Genomic DNA, 23,537 nt, shown 5'->3' on the forward strand with positions numbered 1-23,537 from the left:
CCCCTTCGGAGCGGCCGGGCGGGGGCTCATGCTCGGACCGCCTTGACCGGCGCCGCCGGCTTTCGGCCGAGCATTTCGCGCGCATGGGCCAGTGTGGTCTGAGACACGCGTTCGCCGCCCAGCATGCGGGCAATTTCCTGGTCGCGCGTGCCGTCTTCCAGCAGCACCACGCTGCTTTCGGTGCGCGGGCCGGCGGCAGCTTCGTCCTGCGACTGCCGCTTGGACACCAGGAGGTGATGGTCGGCGCAGGCCGCCACCTGCGGCAGGTGGGTCACGGCCAGCACCTGGCGGTCGCGGCCCAGCTGCTGCATCAAGCGGCCGACCGTCTCGGCCACGGCGCCGCCCACGCCGGAATCGACCTCGTCGAAGATAAGTGCCTGCGCTTCGCCGAGCTGGCTGGTGGTGACCGCGATGGCCAGCGCGATGCGCGACAGCTCGCCGCCCGACGCCACCTTGCCGATCGGGCGCGGCGTGCTGCCGGCATGGCCGCTGACCAGAAAGCCGATGTCTTCCAGGCCGAAACGGCTGGGCTGCGCCAGCGGCGCGAGTGCCACCTCGAACTGGCCGCCCTTCATGCCCAGGCCCTGCATCGCTTCCGTGATCGCCTTGGCCAGCCGCGGCGCCGCGGCCTGGCGCGCCTTGCCCAGGGCGCGCGCCTCCTTCATATAGGCTTGCAAGGCCGCTTTTTCGGCGCGCTCCAGCGATTCGAGGTCGCTCGCCGCATCCAGTGCCTTCAGCTCTTCCTGCCAGCCGGCCAGCAGCACCGGCAACTCTTCAGGTGGACGGCGGTAGCGGCGCGCCAGCGACATCCACAGGCCCATGCGCTCGTCGAGCTCGGCCAGGCGCTGCGGGTCGGTTTCGGTATGCCGCAGGTAGCCGTGCAGGCTGTGGGCCGCGTCGGCGGCCTGCGCCACGCTGGAGGCCAGCACGTCGCCGAGCGCCTTGAATTGCGGCTCGATGTGCTCGCAGTCCTGCAGCAGGGCCAAGGCGCGATTCAGTGCGCTGAGCGCGCCCTGGTCGTCATCCTCGATGGCCAGGCGGGCACCCTCGGCCGCGTCGATCAGCGCCTGGGCGTTGGAGATGCGCGAATGGCTGGTGGAAAGCTCTTCCCATTCGTCGGCGCCAGGCGCGAGCTTGGCGACTTCGGCGATCTGCCACTGAAGGCGCTCGCGTTCGCGCTGCAGCGAATCCTGGGCGCTGCGTGCGGCATCCAGGGCGGCGACGGCCTGCCGCCAGGCCTGCCAGGGCGCTTCGAGCGTGTCCTGGCGCGCGCCGGCATAGGCATCGAGCAGGCCGCGCACCGAGTCGGGCCGGGTCAGGCTTTGCCAGGCGTGCTGGCCGTGGATGTCGAGCAGGCGCTCGCCCAGCTCGCGCAACTGTGCCGCGGTGGCCGGGCTGCCGTTGATCCAGCCGCGGCTGCGGCCTTGCACATCGACGGTGCGGCGCAGCAGCAGGGCGTCGCCGGCGGCTGCTGATTCGAAGCCGCCTTCGTCCAGCCAGGCGTCGAGCGATGGCGCGGCGTCGAACTCGGCGCTCACGTCCAGGCGCTGGGCGCCCTCACGCACGGAACCGGGGTCGGCGCGGCTGCCCAGCGCCAGTTGCAGCGCGTCGATCAGGATGGATTTGCCGGCACCGGTCTCGCCGGTGAGCACGGTGAAGCCGGACGACAGGTCGATGTCCAGCGAGCGCACGATGACGAAATCGCGCAGAGTGATCCTTCGCAGAGCCAAGTCAGGAACCCCCCTCGTTCCAATGCAGTTTTTTGCGCAGCGTGTCGAAGTAGCTCCAGCCCTTGGGGTGCAGGAAGCACACGTTCAGGCCGGAGCGCCGCACCACGATCTGATCGCCGTGCGCCAGAGTGGCCAGCGATTGCATGTCGAAACTGGCGCTGGCGTCGCGGCCGGCCACCAGTTCGATGGTGACTTCCTCGTCGTCCGGCAGAAGAATCGGCCGGTTCGACAAGGTGTGCGGCGCGATCGGCACCAGCACCCAGCCCGAGACGGCCGGATGCAGAAGCGGCCCCCCGGCCGACAGCGCGTAGGCGGTGGAGCCGGTGGGCGTGGCGATGATCAGGCCGTCGGCGCGCTGGTTGGCCACGAAATGGCTGCCCACCGACACGCGCAACTCCACCATGCCGGACGTGGCGCCGCGGTTGACCACCACGTCGTTCATGGCAAGCGCCTCGAACACGATCTGGCCGTCGCGCAGCACCTGGCCGTGCATCAGGCCGCGGCGCTCTTGTTCGTACTCACCAGCCAGCATGGGCACCAGGGTCGACTGGTAGTTGTCCAGCGGGATGTCGGTGATGAAACCCAGGCGCCCGCGGTTGATGCCGATCAGCGGCACGCCGAAGGGCGCCAGCTGCCGGCCGATGCCCAGCATGGTGCCGTCGCCGCCCACCACCAGGCCCAGGTCGCACTGCTGGCCGATTTCTTCGACGCTGAGGGCCGGGTAGCGGCCGGGCGGCTCGGCGCCGTCCGCGTCGTCGTCCTCGCCTTTTTGCACCGACACTTGGCAACCCCGGGCCTGCAGGAACAGGCCGATGCTGTCGAGCATCTCGTCCGGAGCGCTGGATTGCGCGCGCACACCGCTTTGCTGGTATTTACCGATGAGCGCAACGTGCCGGAAGCGGGGGGTCATGTACAAATTACAACATTAAAATCATCAAATGCTGGACGATCGCGCACGTCTCTTGCTCAAGACCCTGGTGGAACGGTACATCGCCGACGGCCAGCCCGTGGGTTCGCGCACATTGTCTCGCGTGCCGGGGCTGGAACTGTCGCCGGCAACCATCCGCAACGTGATGTCCGACCTGGAGGAGCATGGCCTGATCGCCAGCCCCCACACCTCGGCCGGCCGCGTGCCGACGGCGCGCGGCTATCGTCTTTTCGTCGACACCATGTTGACCGCCAAGCGTGACGAGATTGCGGCACCTACCCTGGCGGCCGACCAGCCGCAGAAGGTGATCGCCAACGCGGCCAACATGCTGTCGAACCTGTCGCAGTTCGTCGGCGTGGTGATGGCGCCGCGCCGCACCTCCACCTTCCGCCACATCGAATTCCTGCGGCTGTCGGAAAAGCGCCTGTTGGTCATCATCGTCTCGCCCGAAGGCGACGTGCAGAACCGGGTGATCTTTCCGGAGATCGACTTCAGCCAGTCGGAACTGGTCGAGGCCTCCAACTACATCAACATGCACTACTCGGGGCTGACGCTCGAGCAGGTGCGCGACCGCCTGCAGTCCGAGATCGACACCCTGCGCAGCGAGATCGCAACCTTGATGCAGGCCGCGGTGCAGGTCAGCGCCGAGGCGCTGAGCCAGGCCGAGGACGAAGTGGTGATTTCCGGCGAGCGCAACCTGCTGTCGGTGAGCGATTTCTCCAGCGACATGACCCACCTGCGTCGCGCCTTCGACCTGTTCGAGCAGAAGGCGCAGCTGATGCGCCTCCTGGACGTATCGAGCAAGGGCGAGGGCGTGCGCATCTTCATCGGCGGCGAAAGCCAGGTCGTGCCCTATGAAGAACTGTCGGTGGTCACCACCAACTACGAGGTCGACGGCCAGGTGGTCGGCACCCTGGGGGTGATCGGCCCGACGCGCATGCCGTACGAGCGCATGATCCAGATCGTCGACATCACCTCGCGCCTGGTGAGCAACGCGCTCAGCCACCGAAAGTAGCGAAAGTAGAATGGCGCCCCACGTGGGCCGTTAGCTCAGTTGGTTAGAGCAGCGGACTCATAATCCGTTGGTCGCTGGTTCAAGCCCAGCACGGCCTACCAAAATCACCGCGTGGTTATTGAAAAGCCTGCTATCGAATCGGTAGCGGGCTTTTTGGTTTTTAAGTCCGTCTCCACTCCGCCTCCACTTTTCCAAAGATGGATGCGCAACTCCAGATTGAGGGCGGTTGCCGAGGCGGCCGACTAACTTGAGCGATCAACGCTCGGCGCGTGCCATTTGGGCAAGGATCACGTTGTATTTGCTGAGGTAGCGGTTGAGGTCGATGTTGAAAACGACAAGTTGGTCGAGCGGGGATGAAAGAAGAGGTGCGAGACCAAACACCTCAAGCACGTCAAGGCCTTCCAGCACTTCAAGTTGCGCGTATGCGTCGTGGTCGCGGTGGGCACCGACATAGTTGCGCACCTTGAGCAAGAATGGTTCATGCGCTCTACGGAAAGCAGCTATGGACTTTGTGATGGCATTTAGTCGATCAAGCCACTCATCACCGAGGCCCAGTTCGATCAGCCACTTGCGATAGTTCTTGCCCAAGAGCTCGGGCAAATCTTCAGCCAACTCATACAACAGAACAGCAAGTCCACGGGCATGGAACTTTCGATGCCACTGGGAGCGCCCGTGCAAGATGGACTCGGCATAGGTGCTCAAGTCTTGTTCAGCAATAGCAATGAAGAGCCCCACATTGAAGACGCCCTCATAGGTGGGCAACCTGTAAGTGCGCGCCTTCTCAATGTTGTTCTTGAACGTCTTTTGAAGCTTGCGGGAAGTGCTGAGTCTCTTGCGATTCTTCCAGCGGTGGCGGAGCCGGATCGGAATGGTCATTAGGTTGAATGCAAAGTCCGCCAACGTCCTCTTTGCCGAGCCCTCAGCGCCCGCCGGTTCGTTCATGCTCTTTCCCAATCAATTGAAGCCAAGGGCCTAGTACTGAGCGCGCAGCGCCTCACCTATCTGCTCTTGCGCACTACCCACGGCGCCAAGCAAGTCGTTGCACAGGTGGTTCCACTCGTCCGTGCTTTCCGTGTTGGTCGCCATCGTTGCCGTCTCAAGGATCGACATGAGTTGACTGCGCAAGGCATCGTCGGCCACGCGCTGCGTCAACTTCAGTATGGTCCTTTCCGTCTGCGTGTAGCCCGCGCCCAGGGCGCCCAACATTAGGTCGATCGTCTTGGCTTTCTTGCGCGTGCCTGCCTGTAAAGCGTCCTTCAGGAGGATATCGAGCGTGTCTTGCAGCGCGGCCAGCGTGTCGTGCTGAAAAATCCGGTGTTGCTCTGCCCGCGCGGCCTGAGACGCCTTGCTGTGCAGCTTCGCCGCGTTCCGATTCGTGATGATCGTCGTGAGGATGCTCACGCCTCCGCCCAGGAGGGCGCCAAGGAACCCCCATATCGCCTCTGTCATGTGACCCCTCGTTGTCGCGGCACTTGGGTGGCCGCGTGGCGCGGATTCTGCCTTGTCGTGTCCCGCACTCGAAAGCGCATTTGCCTAGACAGTTGCCGACTACCCCCAGGCGGGCTTCACCGTGGTGGAAGGCGGCAAGCATCCGGGACGCAACACGGCCAACGCGCTGGTGGTGTTCGAAGATGGCAGCTACCTAGAACTGATCGCCTATTCCGCCCCGTCGCCGCAGGAGCGCTGGTGGCGGGTGCTGGATGCCGCCGGCGAAGGTCTTGTCGATTTCGCGCTGCTGCCCCGGAACATCGACACTGTGGTCGCCCAGGCGCGCCAGCGCGGGCTGACCGAACTGACGACCGCGCCGGGCGGGCGCTTGCGCCCCGACGGCGTCCGGGTCGAATGGCAATCAGCGCGGCAGGCCAGGCACGACCTGCCATTCTTGTGCGCCGACATCACGCCGCGCGCATGGCGCGTGCCTGCATGGCGCGCTTTTCCAGTTCGGCGCGGCCTGATATCAGGCTGCCAATGCTGCCGGTTCCAGATCCACCAGGACACCCGGAATCGTGATCAGGCGAAGCGCCTTCTCTTCCGGCGTGCTGACATCGTTCAGAAAGCGCAGATTGCAGTCGCCGATGGTGATGGTGTCGCCGTTGCGCAAGGGGCGCTGCGTGACGCGCAAGCCGTTCACGTAGGTTCCGTTGCGGCTGCCGACGTCCGCGATCGCGAACTGCTGCCCGTTCCAGTCGATGACGGCGTGCTGGCGGCTGACGCGGTCGCGGTCGACGACGAGCGAGTTGTTGTGATGGCGGCCGATGGTGGTCATGCGGCCGCTGATGTAGACCTGCCTTGTGCTGCGGTCCTTGGTCAGGATGATCAATCTGGGCATCTTGCTGCTCTGAATCGAAGTAAGTCTCGGGGAAGGGCCAGACTGTACGAAGCGAAGCACGAGCGGCAAAGTCTGAAAAGAGAGGCCTTTCGGCCTCATCTTCGGGCCGGCAGCCCCTCAGCGCAGCATCGCCGACATGGCCGAGCAGCAATTGAGTATGCGCACCGCGGCCTCCATCGAGGGGGCGTCGAAGCGCAATTCGGTGGCCCCGCTGCGTTCGAAGGCGGGCCATTGGCAAAACAGATCGGCCAGGGCGGGCGTTTGTGTGCGCAACACGACGGCCAGGGGCTTCCTGGCCGGCAGCAGCGGCCGGGCCTGCCCGCGGGCGGCCAGGGCCGCGCTCACCCCTTCACGGATCGCGGCGCAGGATTGCGCCGGCGAAAGGGAGATGCCGCTGTTCTGCCCCGTGGCGCGCTTGGTCTGCACGAAAGTCGCATGCGGGAACAGTGGCCGGTTCTCCGCGATGAAGGCATCGTCGCCGCTGGCCATCAGCACCGGCGCGCCGTACTCTCCGGCCAGCGTGCCGTAGATGCCGGCCTCGCCCTGTGGCTCGCCATTGATCTCGATGCCGGCGAAGGCAAAGCTGTTGATCGTGTGGGCCAGAATGCCGCGCCCGCCGGCGCGCGAGTGATAGCCGACCATGCAGACCCCATCCACGCCAAGCTCGACCCCGGCCACCATGCTCAGGTAGCGCGGCTTGCCCTGAATGACCTGGGCCCGCTCGTCCAGCAGGTCCGGCGGCATGTTGCGGAAGTCGCCGTGCGAATCGTTCACCCAGACCTCGGTGGCGCCGCCGTCGAAGGCGCCGGCAATGGCGGCGTTGGCCTCCTCGGTCATCAGCCGGCGGGCCCGTTCGTACTCGGGGTTGCCGGCGCGCACCTGCTGCGAATGGAAGACGCCGGCCACGCCTTCGATGTCGACGGAGATCAGGATTTTCATTTTGGGGAGAAAGAGCTTCTACGAGTTGGCGAAGGCGTCCACGCTGTCCAGCAGGTCGCGCAGGGCCGGCCGCACATGGCCGTCGCGCCCCGTGACGGCCTGGGCGCGCCACAGCGCATGCAGGATGGCCTGCTCCACGCTGTCGGCCGCGGCCTGGAACAAGCCGTCGAGCAGGGCGTCGTGCAGCAGCGTTGGCGCAGGCATCGGCGCATCACGCAATTGCGGCACCGTGTAGGCGGTGGAGAAGGCGAGCGCGATGTCGCCGCTGCCGTGGCCGAAGACGGAGCCGGTGCGCGCCAGGCCGGCGCCGGCACGCAAGGCCAGGCGGCGCAGCTGGCGCGCGTCCAGCGGCGCATCGGTGGCGATCAGCATGATGATCGAGCCCTTCTCCGGCTCGGCCGCGGGCTTGGCCTCGGCCCGTTGGGCCGCCAGCCGCGCGCCGACCGGGCGGCCGGCAAGGATCAGGTTGGATTGCAGCCCGTAGTTGGCGAGCACCAGCGCGCCCACCGTGTGCGCTGCGCCGCTGTTGTTGCCGGGCGCCGGCACGCGGCGCGAGGCGCTGCCGATGCCGCCTTTGAGCCCGAAGCAGGACATGCCGCGGCCGGCGCCGACCGAGCCCTGTTCCACCGCTTCGCCTGCCGCTGCGGCCAGGGCGCCCAGGTAGTGCTGCTGGCCCACCGCCATGCGCTGCATGTCGTTGAGAAAGCCGTCGTTGCACTCAAATACGAGAGGGTTGACGCTGGGCAGGCTGCGCCCGCATTCCGGGTTGGCGGCGATGCACGCGCTGATCTGCGCCTGCGCGACGGCCGGGACCGAGAAGGTGTTGGTGAGCGCGATCGGGGTTTCCAAGAGGCCCAGCTCCTCCACCTGCAAGAGCCCGATGCTCTTGCCGAAGCCGTTGAGCACAGCGACGCCCGCCGGCACGCGCTGAAGGTAGGGGTCGCCGGCATGGGGCCGCAGCACCGTCACGCCGGTCTGCACGGCGCCTTCGTCCAGCGTGCAATGGCCGACCGTGACGCCGGCCACGTCGGTGATGGCGTCATGCGGTCCCGAGGGCAATGCGCCGATGCGCGGAGGCGTCGCAGTCACGGTCACGGTCAGATGCGGTCGATCTTCGGATCGAGCGCGTCGCGCAGCCCGTCGCCGAGCAGGTTGAAGGCCAGCACGGTGAAGAAGATGGCCAGTGAGGGAAACAGCGCCACATGCGGCGCATTGACCATGTCGGCACGTGCTTCGTTGAGCATGGCGCCCCATTCGGGCATGGGCGGCTGCGCGCCCATGCCCAGGAAGCTCAGGCTGGCGGCCGTGATGATCGATGTGCCCAGCCGCATCGTGAAGTACACGACGATGGATGAGATGGTGCCGGGCAGGATGTGCCGCAAGAGGATGGTGCGGTCGCTCGCGCCGATGCTGCGCGTGGCCTCGATGTAGGTGAGGTTCTTCAATGCCAGCGTGTTGCCGCGCACCAGGCGCGCGAAGGCCGGCACGCTGAAGACCGAGACCGCCACCACCACGTTGGTCATGCTGCTGCCCAGGATCGCCACCACGCCCAGGGCCAGCAGGATGCCCGGGAAGGCGAACAGCACGTCGGAGATGCGCATCACGATGCGGTCCCACCAGCCGCCGTAGTAGCCGGCCAGGAGGCCCAGCGCAGTGCCGACGATGGCGCCCAGTGCCACCGAAAGAAAACCGGCGGCCAGCGAGATGCGCGCGCCCATCAGGATGCGGCTGAAGATGTCGCGGCCCAGGGGGTCGACGCCGAACCAATGCACCGCGGAAGGGCCGGCATTGATCCTGTCGTAATCGAAGAAGTTCTCGGCGTCGTAGGGCACGATCCAGGGCGCCAGGATGGCGACTGCCACCAGCAGCAGCACGAACACGCCCGCGCCCATGGCGACGTGCTGCATGCGGAACTTGCGCCAGAACTCGCTCCAGGGCGTGCGCACGCGCGACGATGACGTGTCGGCCTCCTGCTGCGACTGCGTTGCGGCGGCGGAAAGGGTGTCTGCGGGAGGCGTGCTCATTTGAAACGGATGGTCGGGTTGATGAAGCCGTACAGCACGTCCACCACCAGGTTGATCAGGATGAATTCCAGCGAGAACAGCAGCACCAGCGTCTGGATCACCGGGTAGTCGCGCATCTCCACGGCGTCGACCAGCAGGCGACCGAGTCCGGGCCAGTTGAACACCGCCTCCACCACGATGGAGCCGCCCAGCAGGAAGCCGAACTGCAGGCCCATCATGGTGACCACCGGGATCAGCGCGTTGCGCAGGCAATGCTTGAGCACCACCCATTTTTCCGACACGCCCTTGGCGCGCGCGGTGCGCACGAAATCTTCCTGGATCACCTCGACGAATGACGCGCGGGTGAAGCGCGCCATCACGGCCGCCACCGCCGCGCCCAGCGTGAGCGAGGGCAGGATGTAGTGGCGCCACGAGTCGGCGCCGATCGTGGGCAGCCAGCCCAGCTGCACCGAGAAGATCTGCATCAGCAGCATGCCCAGTGCAAAGGCCGGAAAGGAGATGCCCGACACAGCGAGCGTCATGCCGATCCGGTCCGGCCATTGGTTTCGGTAGACCGCCGAAGTGATGCCGATGGCCATGCCGAAAACCACCGCCCACGCCATGCTGGTGAGGGTGAGCAGCAGGGTGGGCATGAAGCGGTCCGCGATCTCGGTGGACACCGGGCGCTGCGTGCGCAGCGACTTGCCGAAGTTGCCTTGCAGCATGTTGCCGAAGAAGCTCAGAAACTGCTGCGGCAAGGGCTTGTCCAGGCCGAGGTCCTGGCGGACCAGTTCCACCGTCTCGGGCGATGCGTCCACGCCCGCGGCCAGTCGCGCCGGATCGCCCGGCAGCATATGGACGAACAGGAACACCAGCACCGAGACGATCAGCAGCGTTGGCGCGAGGCCCAGCAGGCGCTTGAGCACGTACTGGATCATGCCGCGCGCTCCATGGCTTCTTCTTTCGCAACGATCACTTGAGCTCGGCTTCGTCGAAGTTGAAGCTGCCGTCCGGGATCACGTAGAAGCCGGTCAGGTTGCGTGCGCGCACCGACAGCAGTTTTTCGGTCACCAGGAAGACCCAGGGCGCGTCCTTCCAGATGCGCTGCTGCGCATCGGCGTACAGCTTGGCCTTTTCGCCGGAGTCGGTCACGACCAGCGCCTTGGCGATGTCGGCGTCGACCTCCGCATTCTTGTAGTAGGCCGTGTTGAAGAGCTTCGGCGGGAAGGACTCCGAGGCCAGCAGCGGGCGCATCGCCCAGTCGGCCTCGCCGGTGGAGGACGACCAGCCCACGTAGTACATGCGCACCGGCGCGCTGGCCGGGTCTTGCGCGCTTTCCACCAGCTCCACGCGTTGGCCGGTTTCCAGTGCGCGGACCTGCACCTTGACGCCCACCTGCGCCAGCTGTTGCTGCACGAACTGGATGACCTTCTGGGCCGTGGTGTGGTTGTAGGCCGACCACAGCGTCGACTCGAAGCCCTCCGGATAGCCCGCCTCCTTGAGCAGTTCCTTCGCCTTGGCCGGGTTGTAAGGCCAGGGGCCGAGCTTGGTCGCGAACTCCACGCCCTTGGGCAGCACGCCCTCTGCCGGAATGGCATGGCCGGAGAAGGCCACCTTGGCCAGCGCCTCCTTGTTGATCGCGTAGTTCATGGCCTCACGCACCTTCGGGTTGTCGAAAGGCTTTTGCTGCGTGTTCATCGACAGGTAGCGATGGATGATCGAGGGCGCGCTGGTCACTTCCAGGCTGGGCTTGCTCGTCAGCGTTTGCGCGGCCTCGGGCGGCATCGGGAAGGCGAAGTGCGCTTCGTTGGTCTGCATCATGGCCGCGCGGGTGTTGTTGTCCACCACCGGGCGCCAGGTGATGCTGTCGATCTTGGGATAGCCCTTGCGCCAGTAGCCGTCCCACTTGGCGACCTTCAGGTAGTCGGTGGATTTCCACTCGACGAACTTGAAGGGGCCGGTGCCCACCGGGTTTTGCGCGATGCCCTTGCTGCCGTACTTGGCGAGCGCCGCCGGCGAGATCATCACGGCAGACGGATGGGCCAGCGAGTTGATGAAGGGCGAGAAAGCCTCCTTGAGCGTGAAGCGCACCGTGGTCGCGTCCAGCGCCTCGGTCTTGATGACGTTCTTGTAGAGGTTGTAGCGCTTGAGCTTGTTCTCGGGATTGGTGACGCGGTCGAAGTTGGCCTTCACCGCCTGGGCGTTGAAGTCGGTGCCGTCGTGGAACTTGATGCCGCTCTTGAGCTTGAAGGTATAGACCAGCCCGTCCTTGCTGACCGTGTAGCTGTCGGCCAGCACCGGCACCATCTTCATGGTGTGGTCGAAGCCGTACAGGCCCTGATAGAAGGACTTGGCCACCGCCTGCGAGACCGTGTCGTTGGCATCGTAGGGATCGGTGGTGGTGAAGGTCGACTGAACGGCCACCACCAGGTCCTTGCCGGCGGCCTGCGCCGACAGGGCCAGGCCGGCGAGCGCGAGGGCGGCCGCGATTTTGGAAAGACCTTGGTTCATGTGAAGACTCCTTTGACGTCTTGAGGGAGGAAAAAAACTGAATCAGGTGAATCAGGAATCGGCGGCAACCGGATGCCGCGCGACGAAGTGGCCCGGCCCGACCTCGACCAAGGGCGCCAGTTCGGGCTGGTAGCCCACCGGATGCACCGGGCTCGGCACCTCGCCCTGCAGCAGCGCGTGCTGGCGCCTGCGGCGCGTCGGGTCGGCCACCGGCACGGCGGACATCAGGCGCTTGGTGTAGTCGTGCTGTGGGTTCTCGAAGATCGCGCGGCGCGGGCCGATCTCGACGATCTGGCCCAGGTACATCACGGCCACGCGGTGGCTGATGCGCTCCACCACGGCCATGTCGTGCGAGATGAAAAGAAAAGCCACGCCCAGCTCGCGCTGCAGGTCGAGCATCAGGTTGACGATCTGGGCCTGGATCGAGACGTCCAGCGCAGAGACCGATTCGTCGGCCACCACCACCTTGGGGTCGAGCGCGAGCGCGCGGGCAATGGCGATGCGCTGGCGCTGGCCGCCGGAGAATTCGTGCGGATAGCGCTGCGCATAGTCGGCCGGCAGGCCCACCTTTTCAAGCAGCCAGCGCACCCGCGCCTGCGCCTCGCCGCCCTTGGCGACGCCATGCACCAGGAGCGGCTCCATGATCGAATAGCCCACGGTGAGGCGCGGATCCAGCGAAGCGAAAGGATCCTGGAAGATGAACTGGATGTCGCGTCGCAGCGCCTGTAGTTCGTTTTTTGCAAGCGCCAGCACGTTGCGGCCCTTGAACTCGATCTCGCCGCCCTGGCTCTCGACCAGGCGCAGCAGCGAGCGGCCGGTGGTCGACTTGCCGCAGCCCGATTCGCCCACCAGCGCCAGGGTCTCGCCCGCATGCAGGTCGAAGCTGATGCCTTCCACCGCGTGCACGCGGCGCGTGACGCGACCCAGCAGGCCGCTCTTGAGGTCGAAGCGGGTCACCAGCTTCTTCACGCGCAGGATCGGCGGGGCGTCGCGCCGAACCGTGTCCTGCGGGCGCGGCGTGTTCACGCTGGCGCCGGCCTCGTCGACCTTGAGCAGTTCGAAGCGCGCCGGCAGCTCGGTGCCGCGCATCGCACCCAGCTGCGGCACCGCCGACAGCAGCGCGCGCGTATAGGCGTGGCGCGGGGCCGCGAACACCTGCTCGGCGCTGCCGGCCTCGGCCTTGTCGCCGCGATACATCACCAGGACGCGATCGGCCACCTCGGCCACCACGCCCATGTCGTGCGTGATGAAGACCACGCCCATGTGCATCTCGGCCTGCAGCTCGCGGATCAGTTGCAGGATCTGCGCCTGGATGGTGACGTCGAGCGCCGTGGTGGGCTCGTCGGCAATCAGCAGCGAGGGCCGGCAGGACAGCGCCATCGCGATCATCACGCGCTGGCGCATGCCGCCCGAGAGTTGATGCGGATAGCGCTGCAGCACGCCGCGCGCCTCAGGGATGCGCACCAGCTCCAGCATGCGCAGTGCCTCGGCGCGCGCGGCGGCGCGGTCCTTGCCCTGGTGGATGGTGATGGCTTCCGCGATCTGGTCGCCGGCGGTGAACACCGGGTTGAGCGATGTCATCGGCTCCTGGAAGATCATCGCGATGTCGGCGCCGCGGATGCCGCGCATGGTCGCGTCCGGCGCCTTGGCCAGGTCCAGCACCTGGCCGTTGCGCCGCCGGAAGGCCATGCGGCCGTCGAGGATGCGGCCGCCGCCGTATTCCACCAGCCGCATCAGCGACAGCGAGGTGACCGATTTGCCCGAGCCGGACTCGCCGACGATGGCCAGCGTTTCGCCGCGATCGACATGAAAGCCCAGCTGGCGCACCGCATCGACGGTGCGCTCGGAGGTGCTGAAGCGCACGGTGAGGCCGTCCACCTCGAGGACGCGTTGCTCGGGCAGCTGCAAGGCAGCCGTGGGAGAGGATAGGACCGCAGCGTTCATCGGTAGATGGCGGTCTGGGGCAACTCTGTGCCGCGGGCATGGCCGCGGTACATGCCTTCGGTGTTGAAGGGCAGGCAGATGTTGCCGTGGCGGTCCACCGCGATCAGCCCGCCGTTGCCGCCGATGCGCGGCAGCGACTGCATCACCACGGCATGCGTGGCTTGTTCCAGTGATTGGCCGGCGTAGCGCATGCGCGCGCACACGTCGTAGGCGGCGGCCGCGCGGATGAACATCTCGCCGCTGCCGGTGCAGGAGACGGCGGCGCTCTCGTCGTCGGCGTAGGTGCCGGCGCCGATCAGCGGCGAATCGCCGACGCGGCCGACGCGCTTGTTGGTCATGCCGCCGGTGGAGGTGGCGGCCGCCAGGTGGCCGTGCAGGTCGAGCGCGACGGCGCCGACGGTGCCGAACTTCTGGCCTTCGTCCAGCGGCGTGGTGGCGTTGTTGGCCGTGCCGTCATGGTCGAGCGCGACACGGCCGGCAGCCAGGGCGCGCTCCAATTGCAAGCGCCGCGCCTCGGTGGAGAAGTGCGAAGGCTCGACCATCTCCAGCGCGCGCTCGCGCGCGAATGCCTCGGCGCCGGCGCCGGCCAGCAGCACGTGGGCGCCGTCTTCCAGCACGGCGCGGGCGGCGCGCACCGGGCGGCGGATGTGGCTGACGCAAGCCACGGCGCCGGCGCGCAGGTCGGCGCCGTTCATGACAGCCGCGTCGAGCTCGTGCGTGGCGGCATGGGTGAAGACCGCGCCGTGGCCGGCATTGAAGAGCGGGCAGTCCTCCAGCATCTCGACCGCGAGACAGACTGCATCGAGCGCGCTGGCGCCGCGCAGCAGCAGCGCCTGGCCGGCCTGCACGATGCCGCGCAGCGCCTCGTGATACGCCAGGGCAGCGCCGGCATCCAGCGCCGCGGCGCTGACGGTGCCGGCGCCGCCGTGAATGGCAATGGCGGGTGTTGTATTCATGGTCTCTTCTTCTTTGCCGCCGGCGCGCGCGACGGCGATGCTTGTTTGATTTTTGGCATGTGGTTGATTCGCAGGTCTTGCGCGCCGTGCAGCCAGGGCATGACGGCGTGCACCACGCCGCTGGCGGCGCGCAGGGCTTGCGGCGTGCGCAGGGCGACGGCGCTGGTCAGGGCCTCGATCAGCGCCAGCACGCTGGTCTCGCAGTTGGGGCGATAGCGGGTTTCGGTCTGCGCGTAAAGGACCACGTCGGCCAGCGGCGCGACCGGCGAGCTGGGCCGATCGGTCAGGGCCAGCACGCCGACGCCGTGGCTGCGGGCGATTTCCGTCAATGCCACGGTGTCGGTCAAATAGCGCGGAAAGCTCAGTGCCACCAGCAAGTCGCGCGAACCGCCACGCGAGAGCGCGCGCGCGCCATGCGTCACGCCGCTCATCGAGGGCAGCAGGCGCACGTCCGCGCAGTAGGCATCCAGCCCGTGCTGCAACAGCCCGGCCAGCCAGGCGCTGGCGCCATAGCCCGCGATGAAGACGGTGCGCGCCCCAAGCACGCGCGCCACCGCGGCCTCGCAGGAAGCGCGGTCCAGGGCTTGGCGCGTCGCCGCGATGTTGTGCTGGCTTTCTTCCAGCGCCATGGCGAAAACATCGGCCACCGTGGTCGGCTGTGCCAGGTTGCCGCGCAAGCGCACCACGGGTGCCACCAGCGGCTCGAAGCCACGCACCAATTCGGCGCGAAACCTCGCGTAGCCATCGAAGCCCAGCACCCGTGCGAAGCGGTTGGCCGTGGCCACCGAAACGCCGACGGTGGCTGCCAGCTCATCGATGGGCTGCGTGGCCACCTGCAAAGGGCGCTCGAGCACGTGATCGGCCAATTGCCGCTGCGAGCGGGTCATTTGCGGCAGGGCCTGCGCAATGCGCTGAGCGACGGTGGCGGCGGCGGGAGATGCCATGCGGGATGTGGGCGGCGCACGCTCAAGAGCAGCGTGCGATGTAAAAAAAATTACAAGATAGTGCGATGGAAGAAAATATTCAATCAGCACTTGCCACTAAGCAATCCCCAGGCCAGCTGGTCCGCGATTCGAGAACTTGGCAGGGCCCGGCCAAAATCACGCTATACTTGAAGGCTTCGCGATTTATGCGCCTTGAGTCATCAAATTCAAGCCGCCCCGAAAGGGAGCATGTTCAACCATGCTATAATTGCAAGCTGTGCGGGTGTAGCTCAGTTGGATAGAGTACTTGGCTACGAACCAAGGGGTCGTGGGTTCGAATCCTGCCACCCGCACCACTCTCTTAAAGGGTTAGGACGCTAGCGTGTCCTAACCCTTTTTCTTTTTGCGCGACTTAAAGGTGTTGGCCGCGCTTGCCCTTGAACTGCGCAGCCGGGATCACAAAGACACTGCGCTCCGGAACCAACTGCGCTTGCTCTGACCAAGACAGCGGGTACGGCTTTCTCCGCCGCGCTTGCTCATCCAGCATCTCGATCAGCGGCACCGCGGACCCCCGCCGCTACTTGGTGCCGACGATGCGGATCATGGAGCCGGTGCGCGCGTCGAAGATGCCAACGTCGATCACGATGCCGGGCCGCCGGGCGTCATAGACGGCCACCTCGACTTCCTGAGATCGAGATCCGGGCGAGATCAGCCAACCACCTGGCTCAACCCGACCGCGACCTTGACCACATTTGAACGGCGGTGGTTGATGACCGGCCGGCCGGTCCGGATACCAAACGCGGCATTCTCCTGGAGGCGGCAAGTGGCCGTTGGGAATGCGGGTGTAGCCGTGCTGGTGGAAGTACGAGGAGTTTCCTCCGTGCTGCTTCCGCTCTTCGCTTCGTTGCTTTCCTTTGCCAGACTCGTCCTTGCCTTCGTCGGCGAAGGCTCCGGTGCCGAGCGCCATCAATCCGATGAGGGCCGACACTGCTGCACGCTTGATCATTTGTGCCTCCTATACGCAAGCCTTCGTTATAAAGCCCGCGCGATGCGGGCTTTATTCGTGAAGGGGATGGCAGCTATTTCTTCGTCGATGGCGTTGCTGGGGTTGCTGGGGTTGCAGGCGTAGCCGGAACAGTCGTAGTTGTTGACGTCCCAGGAGTTGCGGGAGTTGCTGGGGTAGCCGGGGTTGCTGGTGTTGCAGCATTGGCTGATCCAGTGGCGCTGGCGTTCGAGCTTGATGAGTTGCCAGGGCCGCTCGTCGAAGTGGACCCGCCCGCGCTGCCAGATGCGCCGCTACCAGAGCCGCCACCGGAACCTCCAGCGGAACCACCAGAGCCTCCGCCAGCACCGGCGCCGGCGCCGGCGCCGGCTCCACCACCACCGCCTCCGGCACCACCGCCACCACCAGCTGCGTAGCTTGCCGGCACGAGGCTGGCGCCGAGCAGAAGTGCAACTAGCGCGGGCGCAATGAATCGTCGTTTTTGCTTCATCTGAATTCCTTTGCGAATGCTTGGGCGAGTCCAGTATCACGACTCTGATTGCGCGCAGCCGGTGGGACAGAACGGCGGCAGTCTGTAGGAAAAAGGGCTGATCGGGATGGAACGTTTGACCCAGTTTTGGGTCTGACGGCCAACAGCGTTTCTCCAAGGTCGACCACCGACCTCTTGCCCCGACTGGAAACAGCCGGGGTTTTTTCGTGAGCCCCAGGAATTCGGGCTCGATCGTTCAAGTTGGGACGGCCAGCCGCTTACTTTTGTCTGGCGCCTTGCTTCAGTCTTCGAAGGCAACGCCCGGCTTCAGCGGCGCATGCCGGTAGCTGGCCGGCGTGCGGCTCAGCTTGATCGGCGAGGCAATGCCGCGATAGCTGCCTTCTTCAAGTTCCACCACCATGCCGCGATGCGCCGTGTGCGGATGCGTGAGGGCGGCGTCCACCGGCAGCACCGGCGCCGCAGGCACGCCCCTGGCCATCAGGGTGTCGACCAGTTGTCGCCCATCGAAGCTGGCCAGCGCGGCTTCCAGTTGCATCTTGAGCCTGTCGCGGTTCACCGAGCGCGAGCGCGCGTCGGCATACAGCGGGTTCTCGGCCAGGGCTGGCACGCCGATGCACTGGCAAAGGCTGGCGAACTGCCGGTCGTTCCCCACCGCCAGAAAGATCGGGTCGGTGCCGGTGCAGAGGGCGTCGTAGGGATAGATGTTGGGATGCGCATTGCCGGTGCGCTTGGGGCTCTTGCCGTCGAGGAACCAGTTGGCCGCGTGCGGATGCAGGAGCGACAGGCCGCTGTCGTACAGCGCGGCCTCGATCAGTTGGCCGCGCCCGCTGCGGGCACGCTCCTGCAAGGCGAGCAGCACACCGATGGTGGCGTTGAGTCCGGTCACCATGTCCACCACCGGCAGGCCCACGCGCAAGGGGCCACCACCTTCTTCGCCATTGATGCTCATGATGCCGGTCATGGCCTGCACCGCTGCGTCGTAGCCGGGCAGGGCGCCCAGCGGGCCGTCGGCGCCGAAGCCTGAAACGCGGCACCACACCAGGCCCGGAAAGCGCTGCGACAAGCTGCCGTAGCCGATGCCCCAGCGCTCCATGGTGCCGGTCTTGAAGTTCTCGATCAGCACGTCGGCCTGCGGCAGCAGCGCCATCAATGCGACACGCCCTTCTTCGGACGACAGGTCCAGGTGCTGCACCCGCTTGTTGCGGTTCAGGCCATGGTAGTAGGAAGCCACGCCATCCTTGAAGGGAGGGCCCCAGCTTCGGGTGTCGTCGCCCTGGGGCGGCTCGATCTTGAGCACATCGGCGCCGTGGTCGCCCAGGATCTGGCCGCAGTAGGGGCCGCCGAGCACGCGCGACAGGTCGAGTACGCGCACGCCGGCGAGCGAGCCCTTCGCATTTTTCTGACTGCTGGATTTCATGATGATGATGGCGATGCGATCAATCGAGTTGCGCGCCGGACTGCTTCACCACGCCGGCCCACATGGCCATCTGCTCTGGGATGAACTTGGCCAGTTGTTGGGGCGAGGTGGAGGGTGCCGATTCCAGGCCTTGCTCGGCAAACAGTTCCTTCACCTTGGGCGAGGCCAGCACTTCTGCAAAGGCGCTGTTGAGCTTGGCGATGCGATCGGGCGGCGTGCCGGCCGGCGCCACGATGCCGAAGAACACGCTCACGTCGAAGCCCTTGTAGCCTTGCTCGGCCACGGTGGGCACGTCGGGCAGGGCTTGCGACCGGGTCGCGGTGGTCACGCCCAGCGCGCGCAGCCTGCCGGCCTTGATGTAGGGCATGGCGGTGAGCACGTCGGTAAAGCTCATGCTCACCTGGCCGCCCAGCAGGTCGTTCAGTGCCGGCCCCGTTCCCTTGTAAGGCACGTGCAGCAGGTCGACGCCGGCGGTCGAGTTGAACAGCACGCCGGCCAGGTGCGACGAGGCGCCGTTGCCCGAAGAAGCGTAGCTCAGCTTGCCCGGATTGGCCTTGGCATAGGCCACCAGCTCCTTCACGTTGCTGGCCGACACCGAGGGGTGCACCACCAGGATGTTGGGCAGGTGCCCGACCTGGATCACCGGCGCAAAGCTCTTCACCGGGTTGTAGTTGATCTTGCGGTACAGGCTCGCGTTGATGGCCAGCGGCCCCGAGGTGCCGAAAAGCAAGGTCTGGCCGTCGGCCGGCGCCCGCGCCACGTATTCCGCGCCGATGTTGCCACCGGCGCCGGCGCGGTTCTCCACGATCATCGGCTGGCCCAGCCGGTCCTTCAGCTCGGCCGCCAGGGTGCGTGCCATCGCATCGGTCGGGCCGCCGGGCGGGAAGGGAACGACCAGCACGACCGGCTTGTCCGGGAAAGCGTCGGCGTGCACCGGTACTGCCGCCAGGGAGAGGGCCGCGGCGGCGGCCAGGGCGAGGGTGTGGATCAGCTTCATGTCTTGTGTCTCCTGGTTGTGATGTGTGAAGAAGCGAGCGAGCGCCTACCCGGCGTTCCATTCAGTCGGAAGCGCATCGGGCGCCAGCGGATCGCGCGGCAGCACCCGGTGCAGCAGCACCAGCTGCGCCCATTGCACGCGCTGCGCCGAGCCGCTGCGCATGCCTTCCCAGGCCATTGCGATGGCGCTGCAGCAGTGATAGAGCGCCGATGCGGCCTGGCGCGCCAGCGCATCGCCGCCTGCGGCGGCGGCACACGTGGCCAACGCGCAAGCGCGCTCCAGTGCCCCTTGCAGCGCCTGTGAAAAACCCGACGCCACGCCGGCTTCCGACAGCAGCGCACCGAAGTGACGCTTGAGCGCGGTGAGCGAATCCTCGCGCTGGATGGCGCGCATCACATCGAGCGCCACGATGTTGCTGGTGCCTTCCCAGATCGAGCCCAGGTGCGCATCGCGCACCAGCCGGGGATCGCTCCACTCCTCGATATAGCCGCAGCCGCCGCGCACTTCCATCGCATCGCCCGTGACCTTGCGCGCATCGCGACAGGCGCGGAACTTGATGAGCGGGGTGAGGATGCGCAGCAGTGGATAGGCGCTGGCATCGCCGCCGTCGGAGCGGGCCAATGCAAGGGCGGTCTGGAACACCATGGTGCGCGCCTGTTCGGCCGGCAGCCGCAGCTTTAGCAACTGGCGCTGCATCAGCGGCATGTCGGCCAGGCGCCGGCCGAAAGCACGGCGTTCGCTGGCGATGAACTCGGCCTCGGCCACCGCCCTGCGCATCAGGCCGGCGGCGCGCACGCCGTTGGACAGGCGCGAGTTGTTGACCATGTCGGCCATCTGCACGAAGCCGCGGCCGAGTTCGCCCACCAGGTAGGCGAGCGCGCCTTCCAGCCGGATCTCGCCGCTGGCCATCGAGCGCGTGCCCAGCTTGTCCTTGAGCCGGATGATCCGGTAAAGGTTGGCGCTGCCATCTTCCAGCTGGCGCGGCAGCAGGAACAGCGACACGCCCTTCATGCCGGCCGGTGCGCCGTCGGGCCGGGCCAGCACCATGGCGAAGTCCGCGTCCGGGTTGGAGCAGAACCACTTGTCGCCGGCCAACCGCCATTGGCCATCCGCGTCCTGCCAGGCGCGCGTCTGCGTGACGGCAATGTCGGAGCCGGCGGCCTGCTCGGTCATGAACATCGCGCCCTGGGCCAGGGTGTCGAAGTCCAGCGATTGGAATCGCGGCAGGAAGCGTTCGACCAGCGCCGGGCTGCCGAATTTCTTCAGCGTGCGGGCCAGCGAGTCGGTCATCGAGACTGGGCAGCACAGGCCGAACTCCGCCTGCACGAAGAGATAGGTCAGCACGTACTTGACCAGCGGCGGCATCTTGCCTTTCCAGCCCAGAGTCTCGTCGCGATGCGAGATGGCAGCCAGCCCGAATTCGCTCAGGGCGAGGCGCTCCATCTGCACGTAGGCGGGGTGCTTGACGATGCGCTGCGCGTCGATGCCGGTGCGGGTGCGGTGCTCCAGCACCGGCGGGTTCTGGTCGGCGGTGTGGGCCAGTTCATCCAAGGGGCCACCGGCCAGGGCGCCCAGGCGCTCGAAGTGCGGCTGCATGTGGCGCAGCAGATCGGGCGGCAGGTACAGGCCCAAGAGGCCGTGCAGTTCGCTGTCGGTGGTGTAGAGGTTCTTCCCGTGGCGGTCGGGCACGGGATGGGCTTCGGCGGCTTTGGAATCGGCCGCCGGGATCGTGCTGCTGGACATGCGTGTCTCCTTGATTTGCAGAAATCTTCAAGGCGCGGACGATTCGTGTCCAATATCAAATACGACTTGCTTGATCTGATCTTCCTATCGTGCAAGACTGCCCGCATGGAGCTGCGTCACCTGCGCTATTTCGTCGTGCTGGCCGAGGAACTGCATTTCGGCCGCGCTGCACGCCGCCTGTCGATCTCGCAGCCGCCGCTCAGCGTGGCGATCCGCCAGCTCGAGTCATCGGTGGGGGCGCAACTGTTCGAGCGCAACAGCAAAGAGGTGCGCCTGACGCCGGCCGGCCAGGCGCTGCAGGTGTCGGCGCGTCAGCTGCTGCGCCAGGCGCAAGAGGCGGCGCTCGAGGCGCGTGATGTGGCGCAGGGTCTGGCAGGCCGGCTGCGTGTCGGCTTCGTCGGCGCCATGCTCTATCGCGGCTTGCCGCAGGCACTGCGCAAGTTCCAGCTCGAGCATGCTGCCGTGAAGGTGACCTTGGCCGAACTCAATTCGCGCGAGCAGATTGCCGAGCTGCTGCACGACCGGCTCGACGTCGGTTTCGTGCACACCAGCCGCATGCCGGCCGAGCTGGCGCATGTGCTGCTGCTGTCCGAGCCCTTCGTCGCCTGCCTGCCCACTGCGCATCGGCTGGCACGGCGGCGCACGGTGGATCCGGCGCAGCTGAAGGGCGAGCCCTTCGTGCTGTTCGCCCGCAGCGTCTCGCCGGACTATCACGAGCGCATCCTGGGCATCTGCGCCGACGCGGGCTTTGCGCCCGAGGTTCGGCACGAGGTGCGCCACTGGATGTCGGTGGTCTCGCTGGTGTCGCAGGGCATGGGCGTGGCGCTGGTGCCCGATGCCATGCGCCACGCAGCCCTGCGCGGGGCCGTGTTCCGGCCGCTGGAAGGCGAGGCGGCGCGCTCGGAAGCCTATTGCGTCTGGCGCGCCGGGCCGGCCAATGCGGTGGTGCAGGGCTTTCTGCAAGCCGTGCGCACGGGCCGGCCGGTGGTGGCCTGAATCAGGCCGGCATCAGCCGGCCAGCCGCGGGTGCCGGCATGCCGGCAAAAGCGAAATCCACCTCGGGCGCGAGCCCGCTCACGATGCGGGCGATCGACTTGCCCGAGCCGCAGGCATGGGTCCAGCCCAAGGTGCCGTGGCCGGTGTTGAGGAAGAGGTTGGAAAGCTTCGACTTGCCGATGATCGGCACGTTGCTCGGCGTGGCCGGCCGCAGCCCGGTCCAGAACTGGGCCTGCGTGGTGTCGCCGGCACCCGGGAACAACGCTTCGACCCGGCGCACGATGGCTTCGCAGCGCACCTGGTTGAGGTCGCGGTCGTAGCCGTTGAGCTCGGCCGTGCCGGCGATGCGCATGCGATCGCCCTGGGCCGAGGTGTAGCGCGAGAAGACCAGCTTGAATTCGTCGTCGGTCAGCGAGGTTTCATAGGCGCGGCTGGCGTCCTTCACCGGCAGCGTCACCGAGTAGCCCTTGGCCGGGTAGATCGGCAGCCGAATGCCCAGGGGTGCAGCCAGCAGCGGGCTGAAAGAGCCCATGGCCAGCACGTAGGCGTCGCCGCGGATGCGCTGGAAGCGGCCGGTGGCGTCGGTCACTTCGATGTGGTCCAGCCGCCCGCCAGCTTCCCGCAACGCGGTGATGGTGTGGCTCATCAGGAACTGTACGCCCTTGGCCTGGGCCAGCTTGGCCAGCTCGCGCGCGAAGGCGTTGGCGTCGCCCGATTCGTCTTCTGCGGTGTAGGTGGCGCCGGCCAGTTGCGGGCGGATGTGGGCCAGCGCTGGCTCCAGCGCCACCGCCTCGTCGGCCGAGATCACGCGGCGCTCGCAGCCCAGCTGGCGCATCTGTTCGGCCGGCGCCAGGGCGGCATCGAACTCCTTCTGGTTGGTATAGAAGTGCAGGATGCCCTGGCTGCGCTGGTCATAGGCAATGCCGGTGTCGCGGCGCAGCTCCTGCAGATTGCCGCGGCTGTAGGTGCCCAGGCGCACGATCTGCTCGATGTTGTGGCGAGTGCGCGCGGGCGTGCATTCACGCAGGAAGGACAGGCCCCACAGCCACTGGCGAACATCGGCCCGCAGGCGAAAGAGCAAGGGGGCGTCTTCCTTGCCCAGCCATTGCAGGAGCTTCAGCGGCGCACCGGGGTTGGCCCAGGGCTCGGCATGGCTCACGGAGATCTGGCCGCCGTTGGCGAAGCTGGTTTCGGCGGCCGGGGTGCCCTGCCGGTCGATCACGGTCACTTCGTGGCCGAGTTTCTGGAGGTAGTAGGCCGAGGTGGTGCCGAGCAGGCCGGCGCCGAGGACGATCACGCGCATTGCAGTACCTTTCGAAGGTGCAGCGCTTGAACGACAGGCAAATGCGTGGATGCCATCGGGGAGCGATGGGCAACCGGAACGCACGCGAATGCCGTCCAAGTTGCCGCTCCCCCTGTCCTTGGTACCTGAGAGATTCATCCGCTGCACCCGCAGCGGACTTGCTCCTTCGGTGCGTCGCGCGCATGTTGCGCGACGGCTCTCCAGACGGCTTTTTCAGTATCTGCAGTACGAGGCCCCTCTTGACTTGGGGCCGACCTGAGCGTTTATGGGAGTTTGCGCCTTCGGTGGGGCATGGATGCCCGCTCTCCTG

General features: G+C 66.6%; 20 protein-coding genes, 2 tRNA genes, 1 pseudogene and 1 riboswitch. Of the genes and pseudogenes, 5 read left to right on the forward strand and 18 right to left on the reverse strand.

The annotated features are described in order from the left end of the window. Positions 1–26: 26 nt before the first annotated feature. Together recN and ACIPRI_RS11265 are read right to left on the reverse strand one after the other, a co-directional pair. Complete coding sequence (gene recN, locus ACIPRI_RS11260; protein WP_446621519.1) at positions 27–1,730, reverse strand: DNA repair protein RecN; 1,704 nt, start codon at positions 1,728–1,730, stop codon at positions 27–29. A 1-nt stretch (position 1,731) separates the two neighbouring features. Further along, positions 1,732–2,640, reverse strand: coding sequence for an NAD kinase (locus ACIPRI_RS11265; protein ID WP_446621520.1), 909 nt, complete (start codon positions 2,638–2,640; stop codon positions 1,732–1,734). Positions 2,641–2,668: 28 nt separating this feature from the next. On the opposite strand from ACIPRI_RS11265, the gene hrcA reads away from it, so the two are divergent. Both hrcA and ACIPRI_RS11275 read left to right on the forward strand, forming a co-directional pair. Then, entirely contained in the window at positions 2,669–3,673 is a 1,005-nt protein-coding gene (gene hrcA, locus ACIPRI_RS11270) for a heat-inducible transcriptional repressor HrcA (RefSeq protein WP_446621521.1), read from the forward strand. Between the two features lie 24 nt (positions 3,674–3,697). Then, positions 3,698–3,774, forward strand: a tRNA-Ile gene (locus tag ACIPRI_RS11275). A 154-nt stretch (positions 3,775–3,928) separates the two neighbouring features. Here ACIPRI_RS11275 and ACIPRI_RS11280 read toward each other — a convergent pair. After that, complete coding sequence (locus ACIPRI_RS11280) at positions 3,929–4,615, reverse strand: hypothetical protein (RefSeq protein ID WP_446621522.1); 687 nt, start codon at positions 4,613–4,615, stop codon at positions 3,929–3,931. Between the two features lie 30 nt (positions 4,616–4,645). Then, positions 4,646–5,074: a hypothetical protein gene (locus tag ACIPRI_RS11285; protein WP_446621523.1), complete on the reverse strand. Its 429-nt coding sequence runs from the start codon at positions 5,072–5,074 to the stop codon at positions 4,646–4,648. Positions 5,075–5,225: 151 nt separating this feature from the next. Here ACIPRI_RS11285 and ACIPRI_RS11290 point away from each other — a divergent pair. Next, positions 5,226–5,552: pseudogene (locus ACIPRI_RS11290) on the forward strand (VOC family protein); the annotation flags it as partial. Positions 5,553–5,630: 78 nt separating this feature from the next. Here ACIPRI_RS11290 and ACIPRI_RS11295 read toward each other — a convergent pair. The 9 genes from ACIPRI_RS11295 to ACIPRI_RS11335 form a co-directional block, all read right to left on the reverse strand. Next, the gene (locus ACIPRI_RS11295; RefSeq protein ID WP_446621524.1) at positions 5,631–6,002 is read right to left on the reverse strand and encodes an FHA domain-containing protein; all 372 of its coding nucleotides are present in this window, start codon (positions 6,000–6,002) and stop codon (positions 5,631–5,633) included. Between the two features lie 117 nt (positions 6,003–6,119). Further along, complete coding sequence (locus ACIPRI_RS11300) at positions 6,120–6,941, reverse strand: M55 family metallopeptidase (RefSeq protein WP_446621525.1); 822 nt, start codon at positions 6,939–6,941, stop codon at positions 6,120–6,122. Between the two features lie 18 nt (positions 6,942–6,959). After that, a complete protein-coding gene (locus ACIPRI_RS11305; RefSeq protein ID WP_446621705.1) occupies positions 6,960–8,030 on the reverse strand; it encodes a DmpA family aminopeptidase in 1,071 nt (356 codons plus the stop codon). 8 nt (positions 8,031–8,038) lie between these two features. Continuing rightward, positions 8,039–8,965 (reverse strand): glutathione ABC transporter permease GsiD, encoded by a 927-nt coding sequence (gsiD, locus tag ACIPRI_RS11310; RefSeq protein ID WP_446621526.1) that lies wholly within the window; start codon positions 8,963–8,965, stop codon positions 8,039–8,041. Then, on the reverse strand, positions 8,962–9,882 hold the full coding sequence (gsiC, locus tag ACIPRI_RS11315) for a glutathione ABC transporter permease GsiC (RefSeq protein WP_446621527.1): 921 nt from the start codon (positions 9,880–9,882) through the stop codon (positions 8,962–8,964). Before gsiC ends, gsiD begins: the two co-directional genes overlap by 4 nt. 34 nt (positions 9,883–9,916) lie before the next feature. After that, positions 9,917–11,455, reverse strand: coding sequence for a glutathione ABC transporter substrate-binding protein GsiB (gene gsiB / locus ACIPRI_RS11320; protein WP_446621528.1), 1,539 nt, complete (start codon positions 11,453–11,455; stop codon positions 9,917–9,919). A gap of 51 nt (positions 11,456–11,506) precedes the next feature. Further along, on the reverse strand, positions 11,507–13,399 hold the full coding sequence (locus tag ACIPRI_RS11325; RefSeq protein WP_446621529.1) for a dipeptide ABC transporter ATP-binding protein: 1,893 nt from the start codon (positions 13,397–13,399) through the stop codon (positions 11,507–11,509). Then, positions 13,396–14,355: an isoaspartyl peptidase/L-asparaginase family protein gene (locus ACIPRI_RS11330; protein ID WP_446621530.1), complete on the reverse strand. Its 960-nt coding sequence runs from the start codon at positions 14,353–14,355 to the stop codon at positions 13,396–13,398. The genes ACIPRI_RS11325 and ACIPRI_RS11330 overlap by 4 nt, the downstream gene beginning before the upstream one ends. Next, on the reverse strand, positions 14,352–15,299 hold the full coding sequence (locus ACIPRI_RS11335; RefSeq protein ID WP_446621531.1) for a MurR/RpiR family transcriptional regulator: 948 nt from the start codon (positions 15,297–15,299) through the stop codon (positions 14,352–14,354). The genes ACIPRI_RS11330 and ACIPRI_RS11335 overlap by 4 nt, the downstream gene beginning before the upstream one ends. Before the next feature lie 258 nt (positions 15,300–15,557). Here ACIPRI_RS11335 and ACIPRI_RS11340 point away from each other — a divergent pair. Next, a tRNA-Arg gene (locus ACIPRI_RS11340) sits at positions 15,558–15,634 on the forward strand. Between the two features lie 221 nt (positions 15,635–15,855). Here the strand turns inward: ACIPRI_RS11340 and ACIPRI_RS11345 are convergent. The 4 genes from ACIPRI_RS11345 to ACIPRI_RS11360 form a co-directional block, all read right to left on the reverse strand. Continuing rightward, on the reverse strand, positions 15,856–16,284 hold the full coding sequence (locus ACIPRI_RS11345) for a hypothetical protein (protein WP_446621532.1): 429 nt from the start codon (positions 16,282–16,284) through the stop codon (positions 15,856–15,858). Positions 16,285–17,051: 767 nt separating this feature from the next. Continuing rightward, positions 17,052–18,188 (reverse strand): CaiB/BaiF CoA transferase family protein, encoded by a 1,137-nt coding sequence (locus tag ACIPRI_RS11350; RefSeq protein WP_446621533.1) that lies wholly within the window; start codon positions 18,186–18,188, stop codon positions 17,052–17,054. Between the two features lie 19 nt (positions 18,189–18,207). Continuing rightward, positions 18,208–19,185 (reverse strand): Bug family tripartite tricarboxylate transporter substrate binding protein, encoded by a 978-nt coding sequence (locus tag ACIPRI_RS11355; protein ID WP_446621534.1) that lies wholly within the window; start codon positions 19,183–19,185, stop codon positions 18,208–18,210. 45 nt (positions 19,186–19,230) lie between these two features. Further along, positions 19,231–20,928 carry an acyl-CoA dehydrogenase family protein gene (locus tag ACIPRI_RS11360; protein ID WP_446621535.1) on the reverse strand — a complete coding sequence of 566 codons (1,698 nt, stop codon included), beginning with the start codon at positions 20,926–20,928 and terminating at the stop codon, positions 19,231–19,233. Between the two features lie 105 nt (positions 20,929–21,033). Between ACIPRI_RS11360 and ACIPRI_RS11365 the strand changes: the two genes are divergently transcribed. After that, complete coding sequence (locus ACIPRI_RS11365; protein ID WP_446621536.1) at positions 21,034–21,924, forward strand: LysR family transcriptional regulator; 891 nt, start codon at positions 21,034–21,036, stop codon at positions 21,922–21,924. Position 21,925: 1 nt separating this feature from the next. Here ACIPRI_RS11365 and ACIPRI_RS11370 read toward each other — a convergent pair whose 3' ends face one another. Next, positions 21,926–23,227, reverse strand: a complete 1,302-nt coding sequence (locus ACIPRI_RS11370; protein WP_446621537.1) for a D-amino acid dehydrogenase — start codon at positions 23,225–23,227, stop codon at positions 21,926–21,928. Positions 23,228–23,329: 102 nt separating this feature from the next. After that, positions 23,330–23,441, reverse strand: a riboswitch (glycine riboswitch). Positions 23,442–23,537: the final 96 nt, after the last annotated feature.

The organism is Variovorax sp. LARHSF232, assembly GCF_052871435.1.

Bases quoted from the DNA above. Each gene is read 5' to 3' on its own strand.
- hrcA (WP_446621521.1), top strand. From the start codon at position 2,669: ATGCTGGACGATCGCGCACGTCTCTTGCTCAAGACCCTGGTGGAACGG.
- ACIPRI_RS11295 (WP_446621524.1), bottom strand. From the start codon at position 6,002: ATGCCCAGATTGATCATCCTGACCAAGGACCGCAGCACAAGGCAGGTC.
- ACIPRI_RS11325 (WP_446621529.1), bottom strand. From the start codon at position 13,399: ATGAACGCTGCGGTCCTATCCTCTCCCACGGCTGCCTTGCAGCTGCCC.
- gsiD (WP_446621526.1), bottom strand. From the start codon at position 8,965: ATGAGCACGCCTCCCGCAGACACCCTTTCCGCCGCCGCAACGCAGTCG.
- ACIPRI_RS11300 (WP_446621525.1), bottom strand. From the start codon at position 6,941: ATGAAAATCCTGATCTCCGTCGACATCGAAGGCGTGGCCGGCGTCTTC.
- ACIPRI_RS11365 (WP_446621536.1), top strand. From the start codon at position 21,034: ATGGAGCTGCGTCACCTGCGCTATTTCGTCGTGCTGGCCGAGGAACTG.
- ACIPRI_RS11335 (WP_446621531.1), bottom strand. From the start codon at position 15,299: ATGGCATCTCCCGCCGCCGCCACCGTCGCTCAGCGCATTGCGCAGGCC.
- ACIPRI_RS11330 (WP_446621530.1), bottom strand. From the start codon at position 14,355: ATGAATACAACACCCGCCATTGCCATTCACGGCGGCGCCGGCACCGTC.
- ACIPRI_RS11370 (WP_446621537.1), bottom strand. From the start codon at position 23,227: ATGCGCGTGATCGTCCTCGGCGCCGGCCTGCTCGGCACCACCTCGGCC.
- gsiB (WP_446621528.1), bottom strand. From the start codon at position 11,455: ATGAACCAAGGTCTTTCCAAAATCGCGGCCGCCCTCGCGCTCGCCGGC.
- ACIPRI_RS11345 (WP_446621532.1), bottom strand. From the start codon at position 16,284: ATGATCAAGCGTGCAGCAGTGTCGGCCCTCATCGGATTGATGGCGCTC.
- ACIPRI_RS11265 (WP_446621520.1), bottom strand. From the start codon at position 2,640: ATGACCCCCCGCTTCCGGCACGTTGCGCTCATCGGTAAATACCAGCAA.
- gsiC (WP_446621527.1), bottom strand. From the start codon at position 9,882: ATGATCCAGTACGTGCTCAAGCGCCTGCTGGGCCTCGCGCCAACGCTG.
- ACIPRI_RS11350 (WP_446621533.1), bottom strand. From the start codon at position 18,188: ATGAAATCCAGCAGTCAGAAAAATGCGAAGGGCTCGCTCGCCGGCGTG.
- ACIPRI_RS11355 (WP_446621534.1), bottom strand. From the start codon at position 19,185: ATGAAGCTGATCCACACCCTCGCCCTGGCCGCCGCCGCGGCCCTCTCC.
- ACIPRI_RS11280 (WP_446621522.1), bottom strand. From the start codon at position 4,615: ATGAACGAACCGGCGGGCGCTGAGGGCTCGGCAAAGAGGACGTTGGCG.
- ACIPRI_RS11360 (WP_446621535.1), bottom strand. From the start codon at position 20,928: ATGTCCAGCAGCACGATCCCGGCGGCCGATTCCAAAGCCGCCGAAGCC.